At 33.8% G+C, this 21,635-nt stretch carries 25 protein-coding genes; 16 read left to right on the forward strand and 9 right to left on the reverse strand.

The annotated features are described in order from the left end of the window. The 6 genes from IE051_RS07495 (at position 1) to IE051_RS07520 (ending at position 4,880) form a co-directional block, all read left to right on the forward strand. Entirely contained in the window at positions 1 to 915 is a 915-nt protein-coding gene (locus IE051_RS07495) for a ParB/RepB/Spo0J family partition protein (RefSeq protein WP_189360165.1), read from the forward strand. Then, positions 905 to 1,519: a DUF5683 domain-containing protein gene (locus IE051_RS07500; protein WP_189360402.1), complete on the forward strand. Its 615-nt coding sequence runs from the start codon at positions 905 to 907 to the stop codon at positions 1,517 to 1,519. Before IE051_RS07495 ends, IE051_RS07500 begins: the two co-directional genes overlap by 11 nt. A gap of 25 nt (positions 1,520 to 1,544) precedes the next feature. Further along, positions 1,545 to 2,249: a 4-hydroxy-tetrahydrodipicolinate reductase gene (gene dapB / locus IE051_RS07505; RefSeq protein WP_189360166.1), complete on the forward strand. Its 705-nt coding sequence runs from the start codon at positions 1,545 to 1,547 to the stop codon at positions 2,247 to 2,249. Positions 2,250 to 2,315: 66 nt separating this feature from the next. Continuing rightward, a complete protein-coding gene (gene lepB, locus IE051_RS07510) occupies positions 2,316 to 3,902 on the forward strand; it encodes a signal peptidase I (RefSeq protein WP_189360167.1) in 1,587 nt (528 codons plus the stop codon). A gap of 46 nt (positions 3,903 to 3,948) precedes the next feature. After that, complete coding sequence (locus tag IE051_RS07515; protein ID WP_189360168.1) at positions 3,949 to 4,572, forward strand: WbqC family protein; 624 nt, start codon at positions 3,949 to 3,951, stop codon at positions 4,570 to 4,572. Then, entirely contained in the window at positions 4,572 to 4,880 is a 309-nt protein-coding gene (locus IE051_RS07520) for a DUF6122 family protein (RefSeq protein ID WP_189360169.1), read from the forward strand. Before IE051_RS07515 ends, IE051_RS07520 begins: the two co-directional genes overlap by 1 nt. A 5-nt stretch (positions 4,881 to 4,885) precedes the next feature. On the opposite strand, the gene IE051_RS07525 is transcribed toward IE051_RS07520, so the two are convergent. The 7 genes from IE051_RS07525 to IE051_RS07555 form a co-directional block, all read right to left on the reverse strand. Continuing rightward, positions 4,886 to 5,911: an endonuclease/exonuclease/phosphatase family protein gene (locus IE051_RS07525; RefSeq protein WP_189360170.1), complete on the reverse strand. Its 1,026-nt coding sequence runs from the start codon at positions 5,909 to 5,911 to the stop codon at positions 4,886 to 4,888. Positions 5,912 to 5,914: 3 nt separating this feature from the next. Further along, complete coding sequence (locus IE051_RS07530; protein WP_189360171.1) at positions 5,915 to 6,784, reverse strand: rhomboid family intramembrane serine protease; 870 nt, start codon at positions 6,782 to 6,784, stop codon at positions 5,915 to 5,917. Beyond that, on the reverse strand, positions 6,784 to 7,533 hold the full coding sequence (locus IE051_RS07535; RefSeq protein ID WP_189360172.1) for a rhomboid family intramembrane serine protease: 750 nt from the start codon (positions 7,531 to 7,533) through the stop codon (positions 6,784 to 6,786). The genes IE051_RS07530 and IE051_RS07535 overlap by 1 nt, the downstream gene beginning before the upstream one ends. Positions 7,534 to 7,536: 3 nt before the next feature. Further along, positions 7,537 to 9,387 (reverse strand): DNA mismatch repair endonuclease MutL, encoded by a 1,851-nt coding sequence (gene mutL, locus IE051_RS07540; protein ID WP_189360173.1) that lies wholly within the window; start codon positions 9,385 to 9,387, stop codon positions 7,537 to 7,539. 3 nt (positions 9,388 to 9,390) lie between these two features. Beyond that, complete coding sequence (locus tag IE051_RS07545) at positions 9,391 to 9,678, reverse strand: riboflavin synthase subunit beta (protein ID WP_189360174.1); 288 nt, start codon at positions 9,676 to 9,678, stop codon at positions 9,391 to 9,393. A gap of 423 nt (positions 9,679 to 10,101) precedes the next feature. Continuing rightward, complete coding sequence (gene ribH, locus IE051_RS07550) at positions 10,102 to 10,587, reverse strand: 6,7-dimethyl-8-ribityllumazine synthase (RefSeq protein ID WP_189360175.1); 486 nt, start codon at positions 10,585 to 10,587, stop codon at positions 10,102 to 10,104. Positions 10,588 to 10,597: 10 nt separating this feature from the next. After that, the gene (locus IE051_RS07555) at positions 10,598 to 11,374 is read right to left on the reverse strand and encodes a tetratricopeptide repeat protein (RefSeq protein ID WP_189360176.1); all 777 of its coding nucleotides are present in this window, start codon (positions 11,372 to 11,374) and stop codon (positions 10,598 to 10,600) included. Positions 11,375 to 11,512: 138 nt separating this feature from the next. On the opposite strand from IE051_RS07555, the gene recF reads away from it, so the two are divergent. The 3 genes from recF (at position 11,513) to IE051_RS07570 (ending at position 13,390) form a co-directional block, all read left to right on the forward strand. Next, complete coding sequence (recF, locus tag IE051_RS07560; protein WP_189360177.1) at positions 11,513 to 12,592, forward strand: DNA replication/repair protein RecF; 1,080 nt, start codon at positions 11,513 to 11,515, stop codon at positions 12,590 to 12,592. Positions 12,593 to 12,803: 211 nt separating this feature from the next. After that, entirely contained in the window at positions 12,804 to 13,100 is a 297-nt protein-coding gene (locus IE051_RS07565; protein ID WP_189360178.1) for a DciA family protein, read from the forward strand. 98 nt (positions 13,101 to 13,198) lie between these two features. Further along, positions 13,199 to 13,390: a cold-shock protein gene (locus IE051_RS07570; protein ID WP_042242688.1), complete on the forward strand. Its 192-nt coding sequence runs from the start codon at positions 13,199 to 13,201 to the stop codon at positions 13,388 to 13,390. 134 nt (positions 13,391 to 13,524) lie between these two features. Here the strand turns inward: IE051_RS07570 and IE051_RS07575 are convergent, their stop codons facing one another. Then, positions 13,525 to 14,832, reverse strand: coding sequence for a DUF418 domain-containing protein (locus IE051_RS07575; RefSeq protein ID WP_189360179.1), 1,308 nt, complete (start codon positions 14,830 to 14,832; stop codon positions 13,525 to 13,527). 139 nt (positions 14,833 to 14,971) lie between these two features. After that, positions 14,972 to 15,391 (reverse strand): nucleoside-diphosphate kinase, encoded by a 420-nt coding sequence (locus IE051_RS07580; protein WP_189360180.1) that lies wholly within the window; start codon positions 15,389 to 15,391, stop codon positions 14,972 to 14,974. 88 nt (positions 15,392 to 15,479) lie between these two features. Here IE051_RS07580 and IE051_RS07585 point away from each other — a divergent pair, with 88 nt between their 5' ends. The 7 genes from IE051_RS07585 (at position 15,480) to IE051_RS07615 (ending at position 21,615) form a co-directional block, all read left to right on the forward strand. Then, positions 15,480 to 16,499, forward strand: a complete 1,020-nt coding sequence (locus tag IE051_RS07585) for a DHH family phosphoesterase (protein WP_189360181.1) — start codon at positions 15,480 to 15,482, stop codon at positions 16,497 to 16,499. Beyond that, positions 16,492 to 17,025, forward strand: a complete 534-nt coding sequence (gene gldI, locus IE051_RS07590) for a gliding motility-associated peptidyl-prolyl isomerase GldI (protein ID WP_189360182.1) — start codon at positions 16,492 to 16,494, stop codon at positions 17,023 to 17,025. The genes IE051_RS07585 and gldI overlap by 8 nt, the downstream gene beginning before the upstream one ends. Beyond that, a complete protein-coding gene (locus IE051_RS07595) occupies positions 17,006 to 18,163 on the forward strand; it encodes a peptidylprolyl isomerase (RefSeq protein WP_229796755.1) in 1,158 nt (385 codons plus the stop codon). Before gldI ends, IE051_RS07595 begins: the two co-directional genes overlap by 20 nt. A gap of 13 nt (positions 18,164 to 18,176) precedes the next feature. Continuing rightward, a complete protein-coding gene (gene lgt / locus IE051_RS07600) occupies positions 18,177 to 19,103 on the forward strand; it encodes a prolipoprotein diacylglyceryl transferase (protein WP_189360404.1) in 927 nt (308 codons plus the stop codon). A 2-nt stretch (positions 19,104 to 19,105) separates the two neighbouring features. Further along, positions 19,106 to 19,588, forward strand: a complete 483-nt coding sequence (locus tag IE051_RS07605; RefSeq protein WP_189360183.1) for a DUF192 domain-containing protein — start codon at positions 19,106 to 19,108, stop codon at positions 19,586 to 19,588. Positions 19,589 to 19,788: 200 nt separating this feature from the next. Further along, positions 19,789 to 20,517 carry a DUF2092 domain-containing protein gene (locus IE051_RS07610; RefSeq protein ID WP_189360184.1) on the forward strand — a complete coding sequence of 243 codons (729 nt, stop codon included), beginning with the start codon at positions 19,789 to 19,791 and terminating at the stop codon, positions 20,515 to 20,517. Positions 20,518 to 20,544: 27 nt separating this feature from the next. Further along, the gene (locus tag IE051_RS07615) at positions 20,545 to 21,615 is read left to right on the forward strand and encodes a DUF6515 family protein (protein WP_189360185.1); all 1,071 of its coding nucleotides are present in this window, start codon (positions 20,545 to 20,547) and stop codon (positions 21,613 to 21,615) included. The last annotated feature ends 20 nt before the right edge of the window (positions 21,616 to 21,635 follow it).

Consider the following 21,635-nt stretch of genomic DNA (forward strand, 5'->3'; position numbering starts at 1 on the left):
ATGGCTAAGGCAACTAAAAAACAGGCTTTAGGAAGAGGTTTATCAGCCCTATTAAATGACCCAAGTAACGACATCCAATCGGTACAGGACAAAAATGCTGATAAGGTTATTGGGAATATTGTTGAATTAGATCTTGATTTCATAGAGGTTAATCCGTTTCAGCCTCGTACTAATTTTAGTGAAGAATCATTAAGAGAATTAGCTTCTTCGGTAAAAGAACTGGGTATTATTCAACCTATCACGGTTAGAAAACTTGACTTAAACAAATACCAATTAGTTTCTGGAGAACGCAGATTTAGAGCTTCAAAATTATTAGGTTTAGAGACGATTCCTGCCTATGTAAGAATAGCTAATGATCAAGAGTCTCTTGAAATGGCTCTTGTAGAAAACATTCAACGTCAAGATTTAGATCCCATTGAAATTGCACTGTCATATCAGCGCTTAATTGATGAAATTAACCTAACGCAAGAGCAAATGAGTGAGCGTGTTGGGAAGAAGCGCTCTACCATAGCCAATTATTTACGCTTGTTAAAGTTAGATCCTATAATTCAGACAGGCATGCGCGATGGATTTATTTCCATGGGACATGGTCGTGCTTTAATAACTATTGAAGACCAATCCATTCAATTGGACATATACGAAAACATACTTTCTAATAAATTATCAGTGAGAGAAACTGAGGGATTAGTGCGTGACTATAATACCTCTGAAAGTGATAATAGGAGCTCAAAAGTTAAGGAAAATGAGGATATGCCAAAATTTGTTAAAAAAGGCATTACAGCATTTTCAGAATACTTTGGACACAAAATTGACGTTAAAGTCTCTAAAAACGGAAAAGGAAAAATCACCATTCCTTTTCACTCAGAGGAAGATTTTAACCGTATTAAAAAATTAGTTCAAGGTGATTCTAAATAAGCATCTTATAGCATGTCTTCTAACTACTTTTTGTTGCCTTTTTAGTTTTGGACAGGAAGGAGAAGAAACAAAGGAAGAAATTCCTAAAGTAATTGCTGTTGATTCGATAACTACAACTAGAAAACCCATAAACCCGCTTTCCCCTGCCAAAGCAGCATTTTATTCAGCGCTTTTACCTGGATTAGGTCAAGCTTACAATAAGAAATATTGGAAAATACCCATTGTTTGGGGAGCCATTGGTACGGGCATTTATTTTTACGTAATAAATGACAAAGAATATGACCGTTATAGAGAAGCCTATAAAAGTAGATTGGCTGGGTTTAAAAATGATGAGTTCTATTATGATTCTAATGGTAATTTACTAGAATCACCGCGAGTCACTACAGACGGATTAATACGTGGGCAAGAATTTTACAGACGTAATAAACAAGTATCCTTATTGGTAACTTTTGGGCTTTATGCCTTGAATATTATTGATGCCAATGTTGATGCACACTTAATGCAGTTTAATGTGGATGAAAACCTATCTTTGGCTCCGCATTATGAATTTAACGAAATAGATGCTTCAAGCAATCTGGGATTAACCTTAAATTTTAAATTTTAACCCAATAGGGAATTAAACAAAACATATGAATATAGCTTTATTAGGATACGGGAAGATGGGAAAAACCATAGAACAAATAGCCATTAAACGTGGGCATAATGTGGTTTTAACTGTTGATAAAGGAGATACTGATTATGATATAACTAAGGCCGATGTTGCCATTGATTTCAGTATCCCATCTGTGGCATTTGATAATATTTCTAAATGCTTAAATAACAATGTTCCCGTTATTTCTGGAACTACAGGATGGCTAGACCGTTATGACGAGGCTGTTGCACTTTGTAAAGAAAAAAAGGGTGCTTTTATATATGCATCTAATTATAGCCTAGGCGTTAACATCTTTTTTGAACTCAACAAAACTTTAGCTAAAATGATGAGTGCTTTGAAGCAGTATAACGTATCTATGGAAGAAATTCATCACACTCAAAAACTTGATGCACCAAGCGGTACGGCCATATCATTAGCCAATGATATAATTGACCAACACAATAATTACGATGCCTGGAAACTAGACGAAAGTGACAATACTACCATTCCTATTGTTGCTAAAAGAATTGAAGACGTTCCTGGAACGCATACTGTAGATTATTCAAGTGAAGTGGATACAATAACCATAGGACATATTGCTCATAACAGGCAAGGATTTGCTTTAGGGGCTGTAATTGCAGCTGAATGGATTGCTGATAAAACAGGTGTTTTCACAATGAATGATGTGTTAAATATTGGTTAACGCCCATTCCATGTGTAACATTAAAACAAATAAGCTCTACTAACAAAACATTAAAAGTACTAGATTATGACATTATCGCAGTGGTTTATTTTCATCCTAATTATCCAAGTAATTCACGGCTTAGGCACTTGGAAACTATACGTAAAAGCAGGTAGACAAGCTTGGGAAGCTTTTGTGCCAGGGTACAATGGTATTGTTTTAATGAAAATTATCAATAGACCAGTGTGGTGGGTTATTCTTTTATTTCTGCCTATTGTAAACCTTATCATGTTTCCTGTAATATGGGTTGAAACTGCCAGAAGCTTTGGCAAAAATCAAACTATTGACACTGCCTTGGCTATACTTAGTTTAGGTTTTTATAATTATTATTTAAATTATGTTGCCGATGTAAACTACATTGAAAACAGAAGTCTTCAACCTAAATCTGGTGCGGGAGACTGGGTAAGCTCCATTCTATTTGCTATTGTTGCTGCAACTATTGTACATACTTATTTTATTCAACCATTTACGATACCGTCTTCGTCATTAGAAAAATCACTGCTTGTTGGAGACTTCCTATTTGTTAGTAAATTTCACTACGGAGCTAGGGTGCCTATGACCACGGTAGCAGCGCCCATGGTACATGATACGTTACCAAAAATTGGCGCTAAATCGTATTTATTTGATGATGATTTTTCAAAACGTAACACATCTTGGAAAAACAAATTACAACTGCCTTATTTACGCTTTCCTGGATTTGAAGATATAGAACGTAATGATATTGTAGTATTCAATCAACCAGCAGACACGCTTCTGGATATGAATGATTTCAGACCAGACAGAAACTATTATAAACCTATTGACAAAAAGACCAACTTAGTAAAACGTTGCGTAGGAATTGCTGGTGACACGCTAGAGGTAAGAGACGGCTATGTCTATATTAATGGGAACAAAAACGAATTACCAGATCGTGCACATTTACAATTTAGTTACTACGTGCAACCAAAAACCAATAGGTTTAATCCTGCTTTTTTAAAAAGCAGATATGATATTACTGATGGTATCTACCCGACCAATCCACAGTATTCTAATTACTATTTTTCAGCTGTTTCAGATGAAGCTATAGCCAAATTTAAAAACAATCCTAATGTAGGTAGTATTACGAGAAATGTTCAAGAAAAAGGCGTACGAGATCCAAATATTTTCCCTCATGACCCGAATTACAATTGGAATGTTGACTTTTTTGGCCCATTATATATCCCAGAAAAAGGAAAAACCATTACTATCAACCTTGAAAATTTACCTTTATACAAACGTGTTATCTCTGAATACGAAGGCAACACACTCCAAGTAAAAGGTAATCAAATACTCATTAATGGTGAGGTAACAGATACCTATACCTTTAAACAAAACTATTATTGGATGATGGGTGATAACCGTCACAACTCCATTGATGCTAGAGCTTGGGGCTTTGTTCCTTTTGACCATGTGGTAGGAAAGCCTGTTTTTATATGGATGAGCTGGGACGGCCTTAAAAATCCAAGATGGGAGCGATTCTTTACAACCGTTAGTGGTGAAGGTAAAGCAACCTCATTCTTTATTCCGTTTTTAATACTACTTTTTGGATGGTTTGGTTTCAATAAATGGAGAGAAATCAAAAAATCAAAAGACTAATTTGTATATAAAATAGTTTCTCAGCTAAACTGAGAAACTACTTGCTATGAGTATTATAGTACATCCAACATATTTCCCAAGTATTGCTCACTACGTTGCCATGGCCAATACTGATGAAGTATGCTTTGAAACAGATGACAACTTCTTAAAGCAGACCTACAGAAACCGTTGCTATATTTACGGTGCCAATGGAAAAATGGGCTTAAATATCCCTGTAATTCATTCACAAAAAAATCGTCAGAAATATAAAGATGTCAAAATATTTAATGATGATAACTGGCAGAGCAATCATTGGAAATCTCTTTTATCGGCTTATAGAACATCGCCATTTTTTGAATATTATGAAGACGACTTGAAACCGCTGTTTCATGAAAAAGCAGACTATATATTAGACTTTAATTTTAAATGCTTAGAAGTCATCAATGCCTGCTTACAATTAGAAGTAAAAGCGTCTAAAACGAGGCAATATAATAAAGACATAGTTGATAAAACGGACTTTAGATTTCTGGTTCATGCAAAAAAGGAAGTCAATCAGGCTTTTGAAAAATACACCCAAGTTTTCAGTAATAAGCATGGTTATATTTCTAATTTAAGCATATTAGATTTACTTTTTAATGAAGGCCCGAATAGCTTGAATTATTTAGAATCTCAAACTATATCCTCAGACTAATGCTTCAAACCCTAGCGCATTACGGTTGTCATTTTGGACTGCCACTTATTATTGCTTTAGTCTGGTACAAATCTAAATGGAAAATGGCCTTTTTGATTATGGTAGCGGGTATGCTAATTGATTTAGACCATTTACTCGCAGATCCAATCTTTGATCCCAACAGATGCAGTATCAATTTTCACCCCTTGCACACTTATTACGCACTTGCAGTGTACCTCTTTCTTCTAATTCCAAAAAAAACGCGCTTAATTGGACTTGGATTAGTCATACACATAGTAGCTGACATGGTTGATTGTGCTTTTATGTAGCCTAGCTACTTATCTAAACTGAGTGTCGCCATTATAGGAAAATGGTCTGAATAATGCTCAGTATAACTGCTGTACCCATTGACATTAAATCGATCATCGGCAAGAATAAAATCTATTCGAACAGGGAAAAACTTAAACTCATAGCTGCGCCCAAATCCATTTCCAGCTTCCTTAAAGGTATCGTTCAAATCCCCCTTAATAATTCTGTACACATAAGAAAATGCCGTATTATTAAAATCACCACATACTACCATTTTGTATGGACATGCTTCCTTATGTTCTAAAAACAATTCGGCTTGTAATTGCTGCATTTTGAACGCTGTACTTACCCTATTCAGTAAACGTTCAGAATCCTCCTTTTTTAGATTTTCTACGGCCGTATTAATGCGCAAGGATTGCAAGTGAATATTATAAACCCTAATGGTATCACTTCCTTTTACAATATCAGCATATATGGCATTATTAGCTGTTTCAGGAAATTCAATGGATCCAGAATTAACTATGGGAAATTGAGAAAAAATAGCCTGTCCATATCTTAATTTCCCATTGGATAATTTTTCGAACTTATACTTAAAAAAAGACAAATCTATATTTTTATGCGGGTGATATTCTTGAACACTCAACACTTCTGGAGATTCCGTTTGTATAAACTCGATAATTTTAGTTTCAACACCGCTTTCAGGAATCCATCCATACAAATTAAAAAGCCTCACATTATAATTCATGATTTTCAAATTGCTGGGATTCTCAATCTTTTTTGAAGACGAAAATTTGTATAGCGTACCAAAAGAAAAATAACCCAAACAAAGTACCACCAAAGATAGAAGACATTGTTTTTTTAAGCGAATAACCCAATAAATGAAAAATAATATATTCAGAATAATTAAAAAGGACACGCCTAAGTTAACTACAGCTAATATTGAAAAGGGCTTAGGAGGCAGAAAAGGCAGAATAAATGATAACAACAGCAGTACTGCCGCAATGCCATTTACCAAATAAATAATTTTATTTATTAAGCCTAGATTTTTCATAGGTTACTTACCGGCTCTAAACAAGAATTCTTTTTCCTCCGAAGTTAAGCTATCATAACCACTTTTACTGATTTTATCCAAGATGACATCAATTTTCTTCTGATTATTAAACTCCTTAAAGTCGGTTCTAGTATAACCACCAACTTTACTTTTATTTTTATGGACTGTTTTTAATGGTCCTTTTTTAGAGGCTTTAAACAGATTAAGAAAACCAGTCATATATTTTTCAAAACCCCTTCCTATATCTTGACCTTTAATCAATTGTTTGGCATAAAAATAGCCTAAAACGGCCCCACCAATATGTGCCAAATTACCACCAGCATTACCAGTTGCTGGATTGCTAATTCCTGCGAACACGCCTAAAACATCAAAAATAACAATAGCAACACCTATATACCATAGCTTGAGATTGAATGTAAAAAAACGAATATCCTGATTGGGCATATAAGCACATAAAAAAATTAAAAGGGCTCGCACTGCAGCCGACGCTCCTAACAGCCTTGAATTAACTTGAAAAACACTAGGCAACAAGGTATAACATAACATAAACAATAAACCTCCAGACATCGCCCCTAAAAAATAAATGTTAAGTGCCATTTTAGAACTAAACATATTCAAAAACATACGTCCTAAAAAATACAACCACAGCATATTGAAGAGCATATGCATAAGATCAAAATGTAAAAAAGCATAGGTAATGATACTCCAGGGTTTTAATATAAAGTCTGCAATATCACTGGGCAATGTCATCCAACCTAAGAACGGCTTAAGGAAAAGTGATAAAACAAAAATCAACACATTAAGCGCAATAATTTTTTCTAATACATTCAAATTAGAAAGCTTCTCTTTTATATCTTGATTAAGATTAGTCATTAATACCAGCGGTTTTGATTGAACTGATTCTTTTTCCAGTACCACATGATAAAAAAGCCAGTAAGGGCGCCACCTACGTGCGCCATATATGCTGTATTACTCGGACTAAAAAACGATTGCCCAGTTAATCCAGAAACTAGGTCTAAAATGATAATGCCCGGAATAAAATATTTCGCTTTTATAGGGATGGGTAAAAATATCATCATCAATTTAGCTTCAGGATTCATCATTCCAAAAGCCGCCATAATGCCCATGATACATCCTGAGGCACCAACCATACTTGCATTATAAGCTGGAAAAATTGCTTTAAGCTGTGCCAATTGGGACTGCGTTATTCCAGAAACAACCTCATTATTAGTAAGCATATGTTTAATGCTTTCTGAAGACACTCCTGATTCAATTAAGGCATTATAATTAGGGATGTATTGAAAATAGTAAAATCCAACCTGCAAGAGTACTGCCCCTAGCCCTGCTGAAATATAAATGAATAGAAATCGCTTAGAACCCAATACCTGTTCAACGGGTGTACCAAACATCCAAAGCGCAAACATGTTAAAGAAAATATGCATAGCCCCCCCATGCATAAACATATGTGTAATAATTTGCCAAGGTTGAAATGCATCATTTTTTGGAAAATACATGGCGAACCATTCATAAAATAATGTTCCATTTCCAATGGTCAAAGTACCAACAAACATAATCACGTTTATGATTATTAAATGTTTAACGGTTTCTGATATCCTCATCATATTCTAAATAAATTTTTTATCTAATTCATCAACACTCATAGTAATGAAGGTTGCTCTATTAGTTGGAGATACATTAGGTTCTTTACAAGCAAATAATGTGTTTACCAAATGCTCTTGTTCTTCTTTTTTTAAGGCTGTACCAGTCTTGATAGCCATACTTTTAGCCAATGATTTTGCCATTAAATCTGAGGCACTAAAATTACTATCAGGCACCTCATTTTGAACATCACTTACCAACTGCTCTAAAATTATAGACACCTCACTTTCCGGAACTCCAACAGGAACGCCTGTTATACCAAGCGCTTCTTCACTCATGATTTCAAACACAAAACCTATATGTTCTAAATCGCCTTTCAACTGCTTGATAACTTCAATATCTTGCGTTGAAAAATGCAATTCCAGTGGAAATAATAATTGTTGGCTAGCAGCTTCTTTAACGGTTAGGTTCTTTAGATAATCTTCATACAACACACGTTGGTGTGCCCTATATTGATCAATTACCAACATCCCTGACTTAATGGCACTTACAATGTATTTATTATGTAACTGATAGGTAGTATGGGATTGTTCAACTTGAATATCCTTATCAAAAATTGATGCTGAATGTTCTTCAGTTTCAAATTGAATACTACTAAAATCTTCTTGATTTTGGTTGCCTTTAGATTCTAGACCCACATAGAGACTTTCCCAATTGGCTGGTGATTCTTTCTTATATGCAACAGCATTAGTCTTGAACTTGGTCTCTTCTTGAAATGGGTTAAAACTTCTATCAACCTCAACTTTTGGCGCACTAGTCTTATTGGTTTTATAGCTATAAGGTGTATCCAAATTAGGATCTCGATCAAAATCCAAAACCGGTGCAATATTAAATTGGCCTAGACTATGTTTAACTGCTGAACGCAGTATAGCATAAAGCGTCTGTTCATCGTCAAACTTAATTTCTGTTTTAGTAGGATGAATATTAATATCTACAGTATTTGGGTCTACTGTTAAATTTAAAAAGTAGCTAGCGTGGGTGCCGCTTTTCAATAAACCTTCAAATGCTGAAGTTATAGCATGATTTAAATATGGGCTTTTAATAAAACGGTTGTTTACGAAAAAATACTGTTCACCTCGAGTTCGTTTCGCAAACTCGGGTTTCCCCACAAAACCACTAATGGATAAAACCTCAGTATCTTCATTAACAGGCACCAACTTCTCGTTGGTTTTATTTCCAAAAATATTAACTATGCGCTGACGGTAATTACTTACTGGCAAGTTAAAAGACTCACTTCCATTGTTATACAACACAAAACCAATGCTAGGATGTGCTAGTGCTACGCGATGAAATTCATCAATGATATGCCTTAGTTCTACATTATCAGACTTTAAAAAATTTCGCCTCGCAGGAATATTAAAAAAGAGATTCTTTACGGAAACTGAGGTTCCTGTTGGCGTAACAATAATATCTTGTGACGCGACTTCACTGCCTTCAATTACAATGGCATTTCCAACATCATCAAGCTCTTGTTTTGTTTTTAATTCTACATGAGCAATAGCCGCAATACTAGCTAAAGCCTCTCCTCGAAAGCCTTTAGTGCTTAGTTGAAATAAATCTTCAGCCCTTTTGATTTTAGATGTAGCATGTCGTTCAAAACTCATTCGGGCATCAGTATGACTCATCCCCTTGCCGTTATCTATTACTTGTACAAGCGTTTTCCCAGCGTCCTTGATGATAAGCTTAATAACGTCAGCTCCGGCATCAATAGCATTCTCAAGGAGTTCTTTAACCACTGAAGCGGGGCGTTGTACAACTTCTCCAGCAGCAATTTGATTTGCAACATGATCAGGTAAAAGTTGTATGATGTCTGCCATATATTACTTAGAAAAGAAAATAGATAAATCGAAATCGATGACAAACAAAAATACCAAAACCAGAATAGCCACAATAATTAGAATCCGTCTATTTGCTTGTTCATCTGGATTATTTTTAAAATCATCTAAGGCATCATTGAATTTACCTTTTAAACCTTTATTTGCACCTACCGTTTTTCGGTATGCATCAAATTTATGTTTAATCTCAAAAGGATTCCCCTCTCCTTTATCATCAAAATAACGAGGGGTATAGCTGAATTTCTTGTTTTTGCGCGTTTTTAAAAGTCCCATAATTTCTTAGTTTTCTGATTACATGTATTTCTTTTCAAGTAAATACATACAAATCAATAATAATACCAAAAGCAAAAGTAAAGTCCTCATTCGTAAAACGCCTTTTGTAATAGGCTTTTGGCCAGAGCTCTTTCGCCATCTCGAGATAAAATCCTGAGTATTAGATTCGGTCTTAGAACTAGAATCTGATTGATTATCTTTAGAAAACCTAGGTTGATAATTGAACGTTTTATGTTTGCGCTGTTTAAACAAAATCTAGTACTGTTTATCTCTCAAAAGTACTTAAAATTAGATAGAAATAAAGAATTGGAACGCTAAAAATTGTTAACAAAAACACAAGAGTCCGTTAGAAAAAAGCAACTCTAATTAACCGTTAAAACAACTACGAAAAGCAACTAATATTTTTAAGGAATGTAAATCGACCTAACTATTTTTGCGCAGTTCTGCCATTTTAATAGCGGCTACTGCAGCTTCAGTCCCTTTGTTACCATGTTTACCTCCAGATCTTTCAAGACCTTGTTCCATGGTATTATCTGTTAATACACAGAAAATAACGGGGGTTTCACGCATCACATTTAAGTCTTTAATACCTTGGGAAACACCTTCACAAACAAAATCAAAATGTTTGGTCTCCCCTTGTATTACACTCCCAATGGCGATAACAGCATTAACCATTTGTTCTTGCATTTTTTTACAACCGTAAATCAGCTCAAAACTTCCTGGCACATTCCAACGTATAATATTATGTGGTTCTACACCATTTTCAATTAAGGTATCATAGGCCCCTTTATAAAGACCTTCTGTAATAGTATCATTCCACTCAGAAACAACAATCCCAAACCGAAATTTACTCGCGTTTGGGATTGCTGTTTTATCGTAATCTGATAAGTTTTTGTTTACCGTAGCCATATAAAGCTATTTATTTATTTGCCAATACTTGGGCTTTACCAATAAATACATCAACCTTTGCGGCTTCAGTAGAATTAGAATAGTCTTCCTTTATTCTTTTAAAATAGCCCAAAGCTTTATCTGATTCTCCTAAGTCCATCGCGATAGACCCTGCTTTAAACAAATACATTGGCGTTGTATATTCATTATCTCGCATTTTAAATGCTTCTTCATAATACCCTAAGGCATCTTCTGGCTGATTTAATTGCACAAAAGCATCTCCTATATTTCCTTTTGCTAAAGGCGCCAATATTTCATCATTACTTTTAAAATCACCTAAATAAGCAACTGCATTTTCGTAATCTTTTAACCTAAGGTATGCTGTTCCTGCATAGTAACTTGCTAAATTAGCTGAAGGCGTACCACTGTATTCTTCAATAATATCTAACATACCAAATTTACCTTCACCTCCATTTAACGCTAAACTGTACAAAGAATCTTTTTGCGCAGCTGCACCTGTTACAGCCTCATCAAAATACTTCTGAGCCTGAAACATGTCATTCATTGCTTCGGTTTGTTTTGGTTGAGAAATAAATTCTTTGTACCCTAAAGAACCTAGTACAACTACAGCAACCAAACCAATAATAATAAAAATATATTTTTGATTTTTAGCTACAAAATCTTCTGTTTTTGAAGCTGTTTCATCAAGGGTGTTAAAAACCTCAGCGGTAGTTGATCCTTCCTCAATATTATGCTCTTTCTCTACTTTAGTTTTTGGTTTGTAACCTCTTTTATTATAAGTTGCCATTTATTCGTTCTAAATTATTGTGGCGCAAAAATATAATTTTTCTTCATAACTAAAAGGGTATTTATTTGATATTTTTCAATAATTTGCACTTCTTTTAAGCCGTTTACATAACTAATTGGTCGCAAAGTAGCTTTTTGTATGATTTTAAAATCACTTTCTTTACTGAACTACAAAAATTTTAATGATAAATCATTCATTTTCAACGAAAAAATCAATTGTATTGTAGGAAATAATGGCATAGGAAAAACGAATGTTCTTGATGCCATTTACCATTTATCATTTGGTAAAAGTTATTTTAATCCAGTAGCCACCCAAAACATAAAGCATGATGAAGATTTTTTTGTAATTAATGGAAATTATGAAAAAGAAGACAAAACTGAAAAAGTTGCAATTAGCTTAAAACGGGGACAAAAAAAAGTAATAAAGCGCAATGGCAAGGCTTATGAGAAGTTTAGTGATCATATTGGTTTTTTGCCATTGGTCATTATATCACCTGCAGATAGAGATTTAATCACAGAAGGCAGCAGTACACGTAGAAAATTTATAGACAGTGTGATTTCGCAAAGTGACAAAGGCTATTTAAACCAACTTATTAATTACAATAAAATATTAGCACAAAGAAATGCCCTTCTGAAGTATTTTGCCTTAAATCATACATTTAACCAAGATACGCTTGATGTTTACAATACACAACTTACAGATTATGGCACATTAATTTTTAACAAAAGAGATTCGTTTTTAAAAGAATTTATCCCTATTTTCAAATCAAGATATAAAGCCATTAGCAATGGCAATGAAGTGGTGGACTTAGTTTACCGAAGTGATTTATATGAAAACGAATTAACTACTCTATTAAAATCAATTATTAATAAAGATAGGGCGCTTCAATACACCAGTGTTGGCATTCATAAAGATGACCTGCAATTTAACATTGCTTCGCATCCCATAAAGAAGTTTGGTAGTCAAGGGCAACAAAAGTCATTCTTAATAGCGCTTAAATTGGCTCAATTTGATTTTATAAAAGCACAAAGTGGCGTAAATCCAATTTTGTTACTCGATGACATTTTTGACAAGCTGGATGAACAGCGTGTTGCACAAATCATTAAATTAGTGGATGATGAAAACTTTGGACAACTTTTTATTAGTGATACGCATGGTGAACGTACGGAACACGCAGTAAAACAAGTACATCAATCTTATGAGATTTTCAAACTTTAATTACGGAACTAATAAGCAGCAATTGCTTTGACTCGTCCATAAGACCAAAAACAGGAAACAAAAAAGAACTGACAAATCTTTATAAAAACGGGGATTCCATACCAATTTAATTCTGGTATTGGCAATCCAATTTTGATATTAGAACAAAGGGGATTAAATCAAACTTTCTAAATTTTGTATTTAAAATTTAAAAAGATTAAAAAAGAAAAACATGGCAAAACGTAATAACGAAAACCAAAGTATTTCAGACATATTAAAAGAATTTGTAGAAGTCAACAAATTAGAAAAAGGTCTAGACAAAGTTAATGTTAGAGAAGCCTGGGCGAAACTAATGGGCAATGGTGTTAATAATTATACAACCTCAGTGAATCTAGAACGTGAAACGTTGTATATTCAATTAAGCTCAAGTGTACTTCGTGAAGAATTAAGCTATGGTAAACAAAAAATAATTAAGATGCTTAATGAAGAATTAGGAAAAGAGACCATTAAAAAGCTAATATTAAGATAATTATGCACCCTTTTATTATCGAAATATTTTATTGAAAAACATCATGATGTTATTATTTATATTATATTTGCGACTTAATTTATTATAACACAAATACAATGAGTAAAGGTACCGTAAAATTTTTCAATGATTCTAAAGGATTTGGTTTCATAGTTGAAGATGACAACAACAAAGAACATTTCGTACACATTTCAGGACTTATCGATGAAATTCGTGAAGGTGATGCAGTTGAATTCGATCTACAAGAAGGTAGAAAAGGATTAAACGCCGTAAACGTAAAAGTAATCTAAGATATATACTTTAACAATTACAATTAAAAGCCTATCATTTTTGTGATAGGCTTTTTTGTGAAATACAGTTTAAGAATAAAAAAATAAATCTCATAAGGCAATTATGGGATTTTTTATTTTAAAGAAATAAACAATCAATTTCTAAAAGGCTGTATTTTTTTATAAGAAAGACTGCGCCACAACCATTCAGCTGGTCCGTATCTATAATATTTTAACCAAATAGGGCTAAATAATAATTGAAAGATCCAGATAGCACCTACCACATAGTATAATTCGTAACGCTGCAGTTTTCCAAACATTCCAAAACCAAAACCTAAAAAATAAGTGGTACAAATAATAGTATGCATTAAATAATTAGTGAGGGCCATTTTACCCACAGCAGCCAAGGCATTTTGCAAAAACCCTAAAATGCCAGATTTAATAAATAACATAAATAAACCTATATGCCCAAGGGTGGTAAAAAAGCGTCCTAATTGATAGGTTTGTCCCGCCTGACTCCTTTCAACAATACCAAAATTACTATTTACTTCTATCATGGTTTCATAATAATTAACAGTCAAACCTACCCCATAACCAACTAGAAGTAATATAAAATAGAATTTAAAAGTTCTCGAGCCTTGAAATATATTCCATTTAAAAAAAGCGATACCAATAAGCATAAAACTTAAAATATCCCAGACCCAAAATTCATAAACCACATTAGCCTGCATAAACGTATTCACACCAAATCTACTTTTAACTATACTCCAGTAGCCCTTTCTATTCTTTTCATTGGCTTCATTAATTTGCTCTTCTGTTTTCTTACTTTTAAGAAGCTCTTCCCAGGCGCCTAAATCTTCCTCTTGCTCCTTAGTCAATTCAACATTCTTATTATCTTTTTTCAATTGTTCTACTTCTAAACCTTTCGTTCTGGTTGTTAAATTTTCATGATATTCATTGACGCTTTTTATACTGCCAATAGTCAACAACACCAACCCGGCAATTAATAAATACTTAGCTTTTGTGTTACGTAAAGGAAAAAGCATCAACCCAAATAAAGCATATGGATACAAAATATCTCCAGGCCAAAGCATGAGATAAACATGAATAATTCCAAAAAGTAACAGCCAAAGAATTCTGCGATAGTACAAATCGGCAACCTTTATCCCGCCTCCATTTCGTTCTGCTCTAGTTGTTAATAATATAAATCCTGCTCCAAACAACATGGTAAAAAGACCGCGCATAGTCCCCTCAAAAAACATGCTATCCATTATCCAAACCTTTAAATTCCAACCTGTTGAACCTCCAGAATTTGTAGGATCACCATAAGCATACGCAAGTCCAAAACCGGTTATATTCATCAATAGAATACCCAACAAGGCTATACCTCGAATAATATCAAGCGAATTAATACGATTGTTTTGTTCTACAGGACGTAGTTCATTATTAATATAATTAGACATTAAACTTAAGATTAGATGGTTAGTGTTTTTAAAGATATGTTTTTAAAAACACATTGAGGTTTAATAAGGCACAAAAAAAAAAGCTCATAACTATAATCAAGTCATGAGCTTTTAACTGTAAATATGTTTAAAAGAGTATTTAAAACATCTCTCTACCTGAAAAATGAAATGCGCCTTCAATAGCAGCATTATCATTACTATCACTACCATGAACAGCATTTTCACTGATAGAATCGGCAAACATTTTTCTTATTGTACCCTCCGCAGCCTCAGCAGGATTTGTGGCCCCAATTAAAGTCCTAAAATCATCAACCGCATTTTCTTTTTCTAATACAGCTGCCACAATTGGTCCGCGTGTCATATATTCAACTAATTCTGCAAAAAACGGACGTTCATTATGTATTGCATAAAATGTTTCCGCATCCGCTTTAGTCATTTGAGTTAGTTTCATAGCTACAATTCTAAATCCTGAAGCTGAAATCTTTTCTAATATTGCCCCTATGTGTCCTTTCTCAACAGCATCTGGCTTAAGCATTGTAAATGTTCTATTTGTTGCCATTTAAATTGTTTTATTTGCCTGCAAAAGTAACATATTTCCATTTAAAAACAAGGTTATCAATTTTAAAAAAATTGTATCTTCGCCACCTATGAATAGGCAAGACATTTCCAGTATAAAAGCACTTTTATCTACTACCCAAAATATAGTTATAGTACCGCATAAAAACCCAGATGGTGATGCTATTGGCTCCACTCTGGGATTGTATCATTACCTTTTAAAAGATCATCATCAGGTGCAAGTTATAGTACCAAATGACTATCCTTCATTTTTAAAGTGGATACCAGGGAATGATACTATCCTAAAATACGATTCGCAAACTACCAAATGTGCAGAATTAATTAATAATGCTGACATTATTTTCACTTTAGATTTTAATGCTTTTCATCGTACAGGTGATATGGAAACTATTTTATCCGAGTCTCAAGGTTTAAAAATAATGATTGATCATCATCAATCTCCTGATGACTATCCTACCTATATGTTTAGTGATGTTAATATGAGTTCAACCGCTGAAATGATCTACCATTTTATTGACATGCTGGATGATAAAAACGCTATTGATTCTACTATTGCCACTTGCCTTTATGTTGGAATAATGACAGATACTGGCTCCTTTAGATTCCGTTCAACCACTGCAACAACGCACAGAATAGTTGCTAGCCTTATTGAAAAAGGTGCTGATAACACGCAGATTCATAATAATGTTTATGATACAAACAGCTATGAGCGCATACAACTTTTAGGTTGTGCATTAACCAATTTAAGAGCAATACCAGAATACAAGGCCGCATATATAACGCTCTCTCAAGACGAATTAAACAGGTACAATTATAAAAAAGGAGACACCGAAGGGGTCGTAAATTACGCACTTTCATTAGATGGTGTCATATTAGCGGCAATATTTATTGAAGATAAAAAAGAAGGCATCATCAAGATATCATTGCGATCAAAAGGGGATTTTTCTGTAAATGAAATGTCAAGAGCCCATTTTAATGGCGGAGGACATACGAATGCTGCTGGTGGCAGGAGTCACTTATCGCTAAGTGATACTGTTGAAAAATTTATTAGTATCTTGCCTTGTTATAATAAAGCCCTAAATAATGAATAAATTAATACCTTTAATCATACTGCTTTTAGTTTTTGGCTGTAAAACTCCTGAAGCTAGAAAACCTGTTTCAGTACAAACAGGTTCGTTTATTGATGAGTCTGTAGAACGCAATAAAAAACTAAACGCTAAAGAGCAGGCCTCCATCGAGAACTTACTTAAAAAACAAAATAAGGAATACCTGACTTCTGAAAGTGGTTTTTGGTATTATTACAATACCAAAATTGAAACTGACACTTTAATCTCACCTAGTTTTGGTGATGTTGTTAACTACAACTACAATGTTAAATCATTAAATGGTCAACTTATTTATACCAAAGCCGATTTAAAAACACAAAACTATATCATGGACAAAGAAGAGTTATTTACCGGACTTAGGGAAGGTTTAAAACTCATGAAAACGGGTGAAACCGTAACCTTTTTGTTTCCATCTCAAAAAGCCTATGGCTACTATGGCGATGAAAATAGAATTGGAAGTAATACCCCATTGATTTGTGAAGTAACCGTTAATGCTATTACCCCTAACTAAATCTAAAGGAATGCTCTTTTTAAAAAACACATTCAAGTTTTTATTAATATTACTATGTTTTTTTACAAGCGCCTGTAAATCTCAATACCCAGAACTTGAAGACGGTATATATGCTGAATTCATTACAAGTAAAGGTATCATGGTTGCAAAACTGGAAGACGCAAAAACACCAGTAACCGTTGCAAACTTTGTATCATTAGCTGAAGGCACAAACACCTTGGTTAAAGAAAAATACAGAGACAAAGCTTACTTCAATGGCACCATTTTTCATAGGGTAATAAATGATTTTATGATTCAAGGCGGTGATCCCACTGGTACAGGATCTGGTAATCCTGGCTATAAATTTATAGATGAATTTGATCCAGATTTAAAACATGATAAGCCTGGTATTTTATCTATGGCAAATTCAGGCCCCAAGACCAATGGAAGTCAATTTTTTATAACTGAAATTCCTAAACCCCACTTAGATAATAAACATACTGTTTTTGGTGAGCTTATTATTGGCCTAGATGTTCAAGATTCCATTTCTAATGTAGCGGTTGACAAAAATGACAGACCTTTAAAAGAAGTCACCTTAAAAGAATTAAATATTATTAGAAAAGGCAAGACTGCTAAAAGTTTTGATGCTAATAAAGTTTTTACCAATCATTTTGCTGAAGTGGAGCGCATTGAAAAAGAAAAAGAAGCAAAGAAAGCCGCTATTTTACAAGCAACATTAGATAAATTCGAAAAGCAAAAAGCAAATGCAAAAACTTTAGAATCTGGACTGCAATATTATATATCTAGCAAAGGCACTGGTGAAAAACTGCCTTTAGACGCTCAAGTGGTAACGCATTATGCCGTGTATTTTGAGGACGGTAAAATTCTAGAAACTAGTAATGCCGAAATAGCTGAAGCACTAGGCATACTTAATGAAAGACGTAAGGCTGCTAATAAATACCAGCCCATTACTGCCGACATAGGACCTAATGCAGGTATGATTCCTGGTTTTAAGGAAGGTTTACAACAATTAAGTGTTGGTGATAAAGCCACTTTATTTATACCCTATCATCTGGCCTATGGTGAATCTGGAACAAGGGGAATCCCCGGAAAAACAAACATTATATTTGAGGTTGAAATAATAGAACTTTTGAAATAAAACGAGTATCATGATGCATGCATTAAAATTTGATTGGAATCCAGTAACAGGATTAGATATTGTAGGTAATTTTAAACTGCATTTTTATAGTCTCATGTGGGTTATTGCATTCATTTTAGGGTGGCACATCATGAAGCGCATATTCACAAAAGAAAAAGTATCTTTAGATTACTTAGACCCTCTATTTATATACACCGTTTTAGCCACCATGCTTGGCGCTAGATTAGGTCATGTTTTATTTTATCAATCCGAATTAATTTCTGAAGATTTCTTTAGCATCTTTTTACCTTTTAAGTTTAAAGGTGGATTTGAATTCACAGGTTTTCAAGGGCTTGCTAGTCATGGTGCTGCTATTGGAATTATAATAGGGATGTATCTATATAGACGAAAATACAAATACAAATCTGTGCTATGGATATTAGATAGAATTGTAATACCAGTTGCTTCTGGAGCCGTATTTATCAGAATCGGTAATTTTATTAATTCTGAAATTATAGGAAAAATAACAGATTCAAATTTTGGTGTTCGCTTTATTCAGGATCAATATTATAAAAGTGAAATTGTACAACGTACAGGTATTAAAGATGTACAAAAAGCATATAATGCCGTTACTGATGCCCCACAATTTCAAAATCTATTAGAAGCTGTACCTTACAGACACCCCTCTCAACTTTACGAATCATTTTGCTATATTTTTGTTTTCCTAATTCTGTGGTATTTTTATTCCAAAACACCTAAAAGAGATCAGACCGGCTTTCTTTTTGGATTATTTTTAGTCCTACTTTGGACGGTTAGATTCTTTATAGAATTCACAAAAGAGCCTCAAAATATTGAACGCGGTGATTGGGTATTAAATACCGGACAGTGGCTAAGCATCCCTTTTGTATTAATTGGGTTTTACTTTATGTTTGTTTTCAAACCAAAAACGGCGGTTAAATAATCATGGTTTTAAGGCGATATACCTTGTTAATACTCCTTAGTGGTTCATTTAGTTTATCGAACTGTAAGGATGAAAAAAAATCAATTAAACAAACCGAAGTATCGTTTACTAAAGAAGGTGAGCTTGTCATTTACAAAGCGGCAGATTCAACCGAAGTTAAAATGGATATTGAAATAGCGGACACCGACTTTGATATAGAAACAGGATTAATGTATAGAATTTCTATGGCTCAAAATCAAGGTATGTTGTTTGTTTTTGAAGATGAAAAAGAGCGTTTTTTTTATATGAAAAATACAAAAATCCCTTTAGATTTAATTTATATCAGCGCCAACAAAAAAATAGTTAGCTTTCAAAAAAACGCCATACCTTTTGATGAATCTTCCTTGCCTTCACATGAGCCAGCTAGATATGTACTAGAAATTAATGCAGGACTAATAGATAATCTATCTATTAAAGTTGGCGATAGCCTTCATTTTTCAGATTGAGAATAACCATAAATAAGCGAATGAACTAATATAATATTTAATTATGCATGTATAATATTTACTTATATTAACATAACATTAAATAATATACTTTTTTTTTTTACCAATCAGCTTTTTCCTATTTTTATAAAAAACTAACCCCCTTATTTTAGTTTTTCTACCTGCACTATTTATCAAAATCTATTAATTTCTAATTCATTATGAAAAAACCATTATTTCTACTCTCAATCTTATTATCCTCTTATTTAAGCTTTTCTCAGACTGATAAAACCATTGATTCTACAGCTGTTTTTGTTTTAGATAAAATGAGTGATATCATTGGTGATTTAACTTCTGTTACTTTTGACATAAACACCTCTGTAGACAAGGTGTCCGCATCAAACAACTTGATAAAAAGCTATTCTAAAACAACTGTTACATTTTCTGGACCGGACAAATTATTAGTTAGAACAGATGGCTCTAGAGGTCAATCTGGATTTTGGTATGATGGTGAATATTTTACGTATTATAATTATGACGAAAATAATTATGTAACGCTTGAGGCTCCAGACACAACCCTAGAAATGATTGACCAGATGCATTTAGATTTTGATTTTACATTTCCTGCTGCCGACTTTTTCTACCCTAATTTCACAGATGATGTCCTTGAACATTTTAATACCATTAAATTTCTCGGTAAAAAAACGTTAGACAATGAAGAATGCTATCATATACTAGCCAGTAATGATAATATAGATGTTCAAATTTGGGTTTCAAATAAAACCTATTTATTGCCTAAACACTTTGTAATTACTTACAAAAAAGAATCTAATCGACAATATGAGTCCACCTTTAGTAATTGGTCTTTAAATCCAGATGTTCCTGATAGAGTTTTTCATTTTCTTACGCCACCAACGGCCAAGTTAATTAACATTTTAAAGAAATCTTAACCATATACCAATTAAAAATCATTGAGCATGACAGCGCATAAAATCAACATAAAACATACATTAGGTCTAATACTAATATTTATAGCACTCATCTTTCCATCTGACTTATTAGCTCAGAGAATGCGAGGTGGCGGTGGAGGTATGAGAGGTGGTGGCGGTAGCCGTTCAGTTTCAAGACCTACACATACACCAAGTAGATCGAAACAAGCTGCAAGACCTTCTACGTCTCAAAGAACACCAAAACGTAGTATAAATGGCGGAAGCACAAAAACTAAAAGTAGAGACTTTTCTAATAAAAAGAAAACTACAAATAGAAGCACTACTAATAAAACTAGACCAAACACCAATAATCGAGCGACTACTGGACAAGGAAAAGTTACCAATAGAAAAACGTCTAATGTTAAGAATAAAACGACCAATAGAGCAGGTAATAAAAGTGGCAATAAAATTGGAAACAAGACTGGAAACAACAATCGAGTTGGCAACAATACCCGTATAGGTAATAATAATGTCAATATTAATGTAAATAATAGAAACACCTATGTTAGAGGTGGTAGTAGGGCTTATGTAAGGCCTCCTTATAGGTATGGCGGCTTTGGGTATTACTGTCATAGACCCTATTTTTACCATCCTTACACCCCTTTTTATTGGGGCCCAGTTTATCATCCATGGGGCTTCTTTGTTGCTACATTAGCTACAACAGCCATTATTGTTAGTATTACCAATGATGACACTAATGAAAAGGAAGAATATAATTATGAAAACGGAAATTACTATCTCAAAACCGAAGATGGCTTTGTTGCCGTGCAGGCACCCATAGGAGCAGAAGTCCCAGAGATTCCCAAAGAAGCTCAGAAAGTGGAAGTCGATAATAGCACCAACTACTACTATGGTGGCGCATTCTATGAGGAAAACAAGGATGGCTATATAGTAGTACCAGCAACTGCAGGAACTATTGTACCAGGTTTACCTGAAGGCGGAGAAGAAGTTAAAATTGGTGATGTTACTTATGTTCAATTTGGGCAAACCTATTACCAACCTATTCAAGTTGACGGTAAAGACATGTATGAGATTGTAGAGGTTAAACAAGAAGGCTAAAAATCACACCAAATCTAGAA

This window comes from Algibacter mikhailovii, assembly GCF_014651495.1.
Classification (GTDB): Bacteria; Bacteroidota; Bacteroidia; order Flavobacteriales; family Flavobacteriaceae; genus Algibacter_E; species Algibacter_E mikhailovii.

Coding starts and splice junctions, on each gene's coding strand:
- mutL (WP_189360173.1), bottom strand. CDS start 9,387: ATGGCAGACATCATACAACTTTTACCTGATCATGTTGCAAATCAAATT.
- IE051_RS07585 (WP_189360181.1), top strand. CDS start 15,480: ATGAATAGGCAAGACATTTCCAGTATAAAAGCACTTTTATCTACTACC.
- IE051_RS07565 (WP_189360178.1), top strand. CDS start 12,804: ATGGCAAAACGTAATAACGAAAACCAAAGTATTTCAGACATATTAAAA.
- IE051_RS07530 (WP_189360171.1), bottom strand. CDS start 6,784: ATGACTAATCTTAATCAAGATATAAAAGAGAAGCTTTCTAATTTGAAT.
- IE051_RS07545 (WP_189360174.1), bottom strand. CDS start 9,678: ATGGGACTTTTAAAAACGCGCAAAAACAAGAAATTCAGCTATACCCCT.
- IE051_RS07520 (WP_189360169.1), top strand. CDS start 4,572: ATGCTTCAAACCCTAGCGCATTACGGTTGTCATTTTGGACTGCCACTT.
- IE051_RS07535 (WP_189360172.1), bottom strand. CDS start 7,533: ATGATGAGGATATCAGAAACCGTTAAACATTTAATAATCATAAACGTG.
- recF (WP_189360177.1), top strand. CDS start 11,513: ATGATTTTAAAATCACTTTCTTTACTGAACTACAAAAATTTTAATGAT.
- IE051_RS07495 (WP_189360165.1), top strand. CDS start 1: ATGGCTAAGGCAACTAAAAAACAGGCTTTAGGAAGAGGTTTATCAGCC.
- IE051_RS07615 (WP_189360185.1), top strand. CDS start 20,545: ATGACAGCGCATAAAATCAACATAAAACATACATTAGGTCTAATACTA.
- IE051_RS07525 (WP_189360170.1), bottom strand. CDS start 5,911: ATGAAAAATCTAGGCTTAATAAATAAAATTATTTATTTGGTAAATGGC.
- lepB (WP_189360167.1), top strand. CDS start 2,316: ATGACATTATCGCAGTGGTTTATTTTCATCCTAATTATCCAAGTAATT.
- IE051_RS07610 (WP_189360184.1), top strand. CDS start 19,789: ATGAAAAAACCATTATTTCTACTCTCAATCTTATTATCCTCTTATTTA.
- lgt (WP_189360404.1), top strand. CDS start 18,177: ATGCATGCATTAAAATTTGATTGGAATCCAGTAACAGGATTAGATATT.
- gldI (WP_189360182.1), top strand. CDS start 16,492: ATGAATAAATTAATACCTTTAATCATACTGCTTTTAGTTTTTGGCTGT.
- IE051_RS07575 (WP_189360179.1), bottom strand. CDS start 14,832: ATGTCTAATTATATTAATAATGAACTACGTCCTGTAGAACAAAACAAT.
- IE051_RS07570 (WP_042242688.1), top strand. CDS start 13,199: ATGAGTAAAGGTACCGTAAAATTTTTCAATGATTCTAAAGGATTTGGT.
- IE051_RS07515 (WP_189360168.1), top strand. CDS start 3,949: ATGAGTATTATAGTACATCCAACATATTTCCCAAGTATTGCTCACTAC.
- dapB (WP_189360166.1), top strand. CDS start 1,545: ATGAATATAGCTTTATTAGGATACGGGAAGATGGGAAAAACCATAGAA.
- IE051_RS07580 (WP_189360180.1), bottom strand. CDS start 15,391: ATGGCAACAAATAGAACATTTACAATGCTTAAGCCAGATGCTGTTGAG.
- IE051_RS07555 (WP_189360176.1), bottom strand. CDS start 11,374: ATGGCAACTTATAATAAAAGAGGTTACAAACCAAAAACTAAAGTAGAG.
- IE051_RS07605 (WP_189360183.1), top strand. CDS start 19,106: ATGGTTTTAAGGCGATATACCTTGTTAATACTCCTTAGTGGTTCATTT.
- IE051_RS07595 (WP_229796755.1), top strand. CDS start 17,006: ATGCTATTACCCCTAACTAAATCTAAAGGAATGCTCTTTTTAAAAAAC.
- ribH (WP_189360175.1), bottom strand. CDS start 10,587: ATGGCTACGGTAAACAAAAACTTATCAGATTACGATAAAACAGCAATC.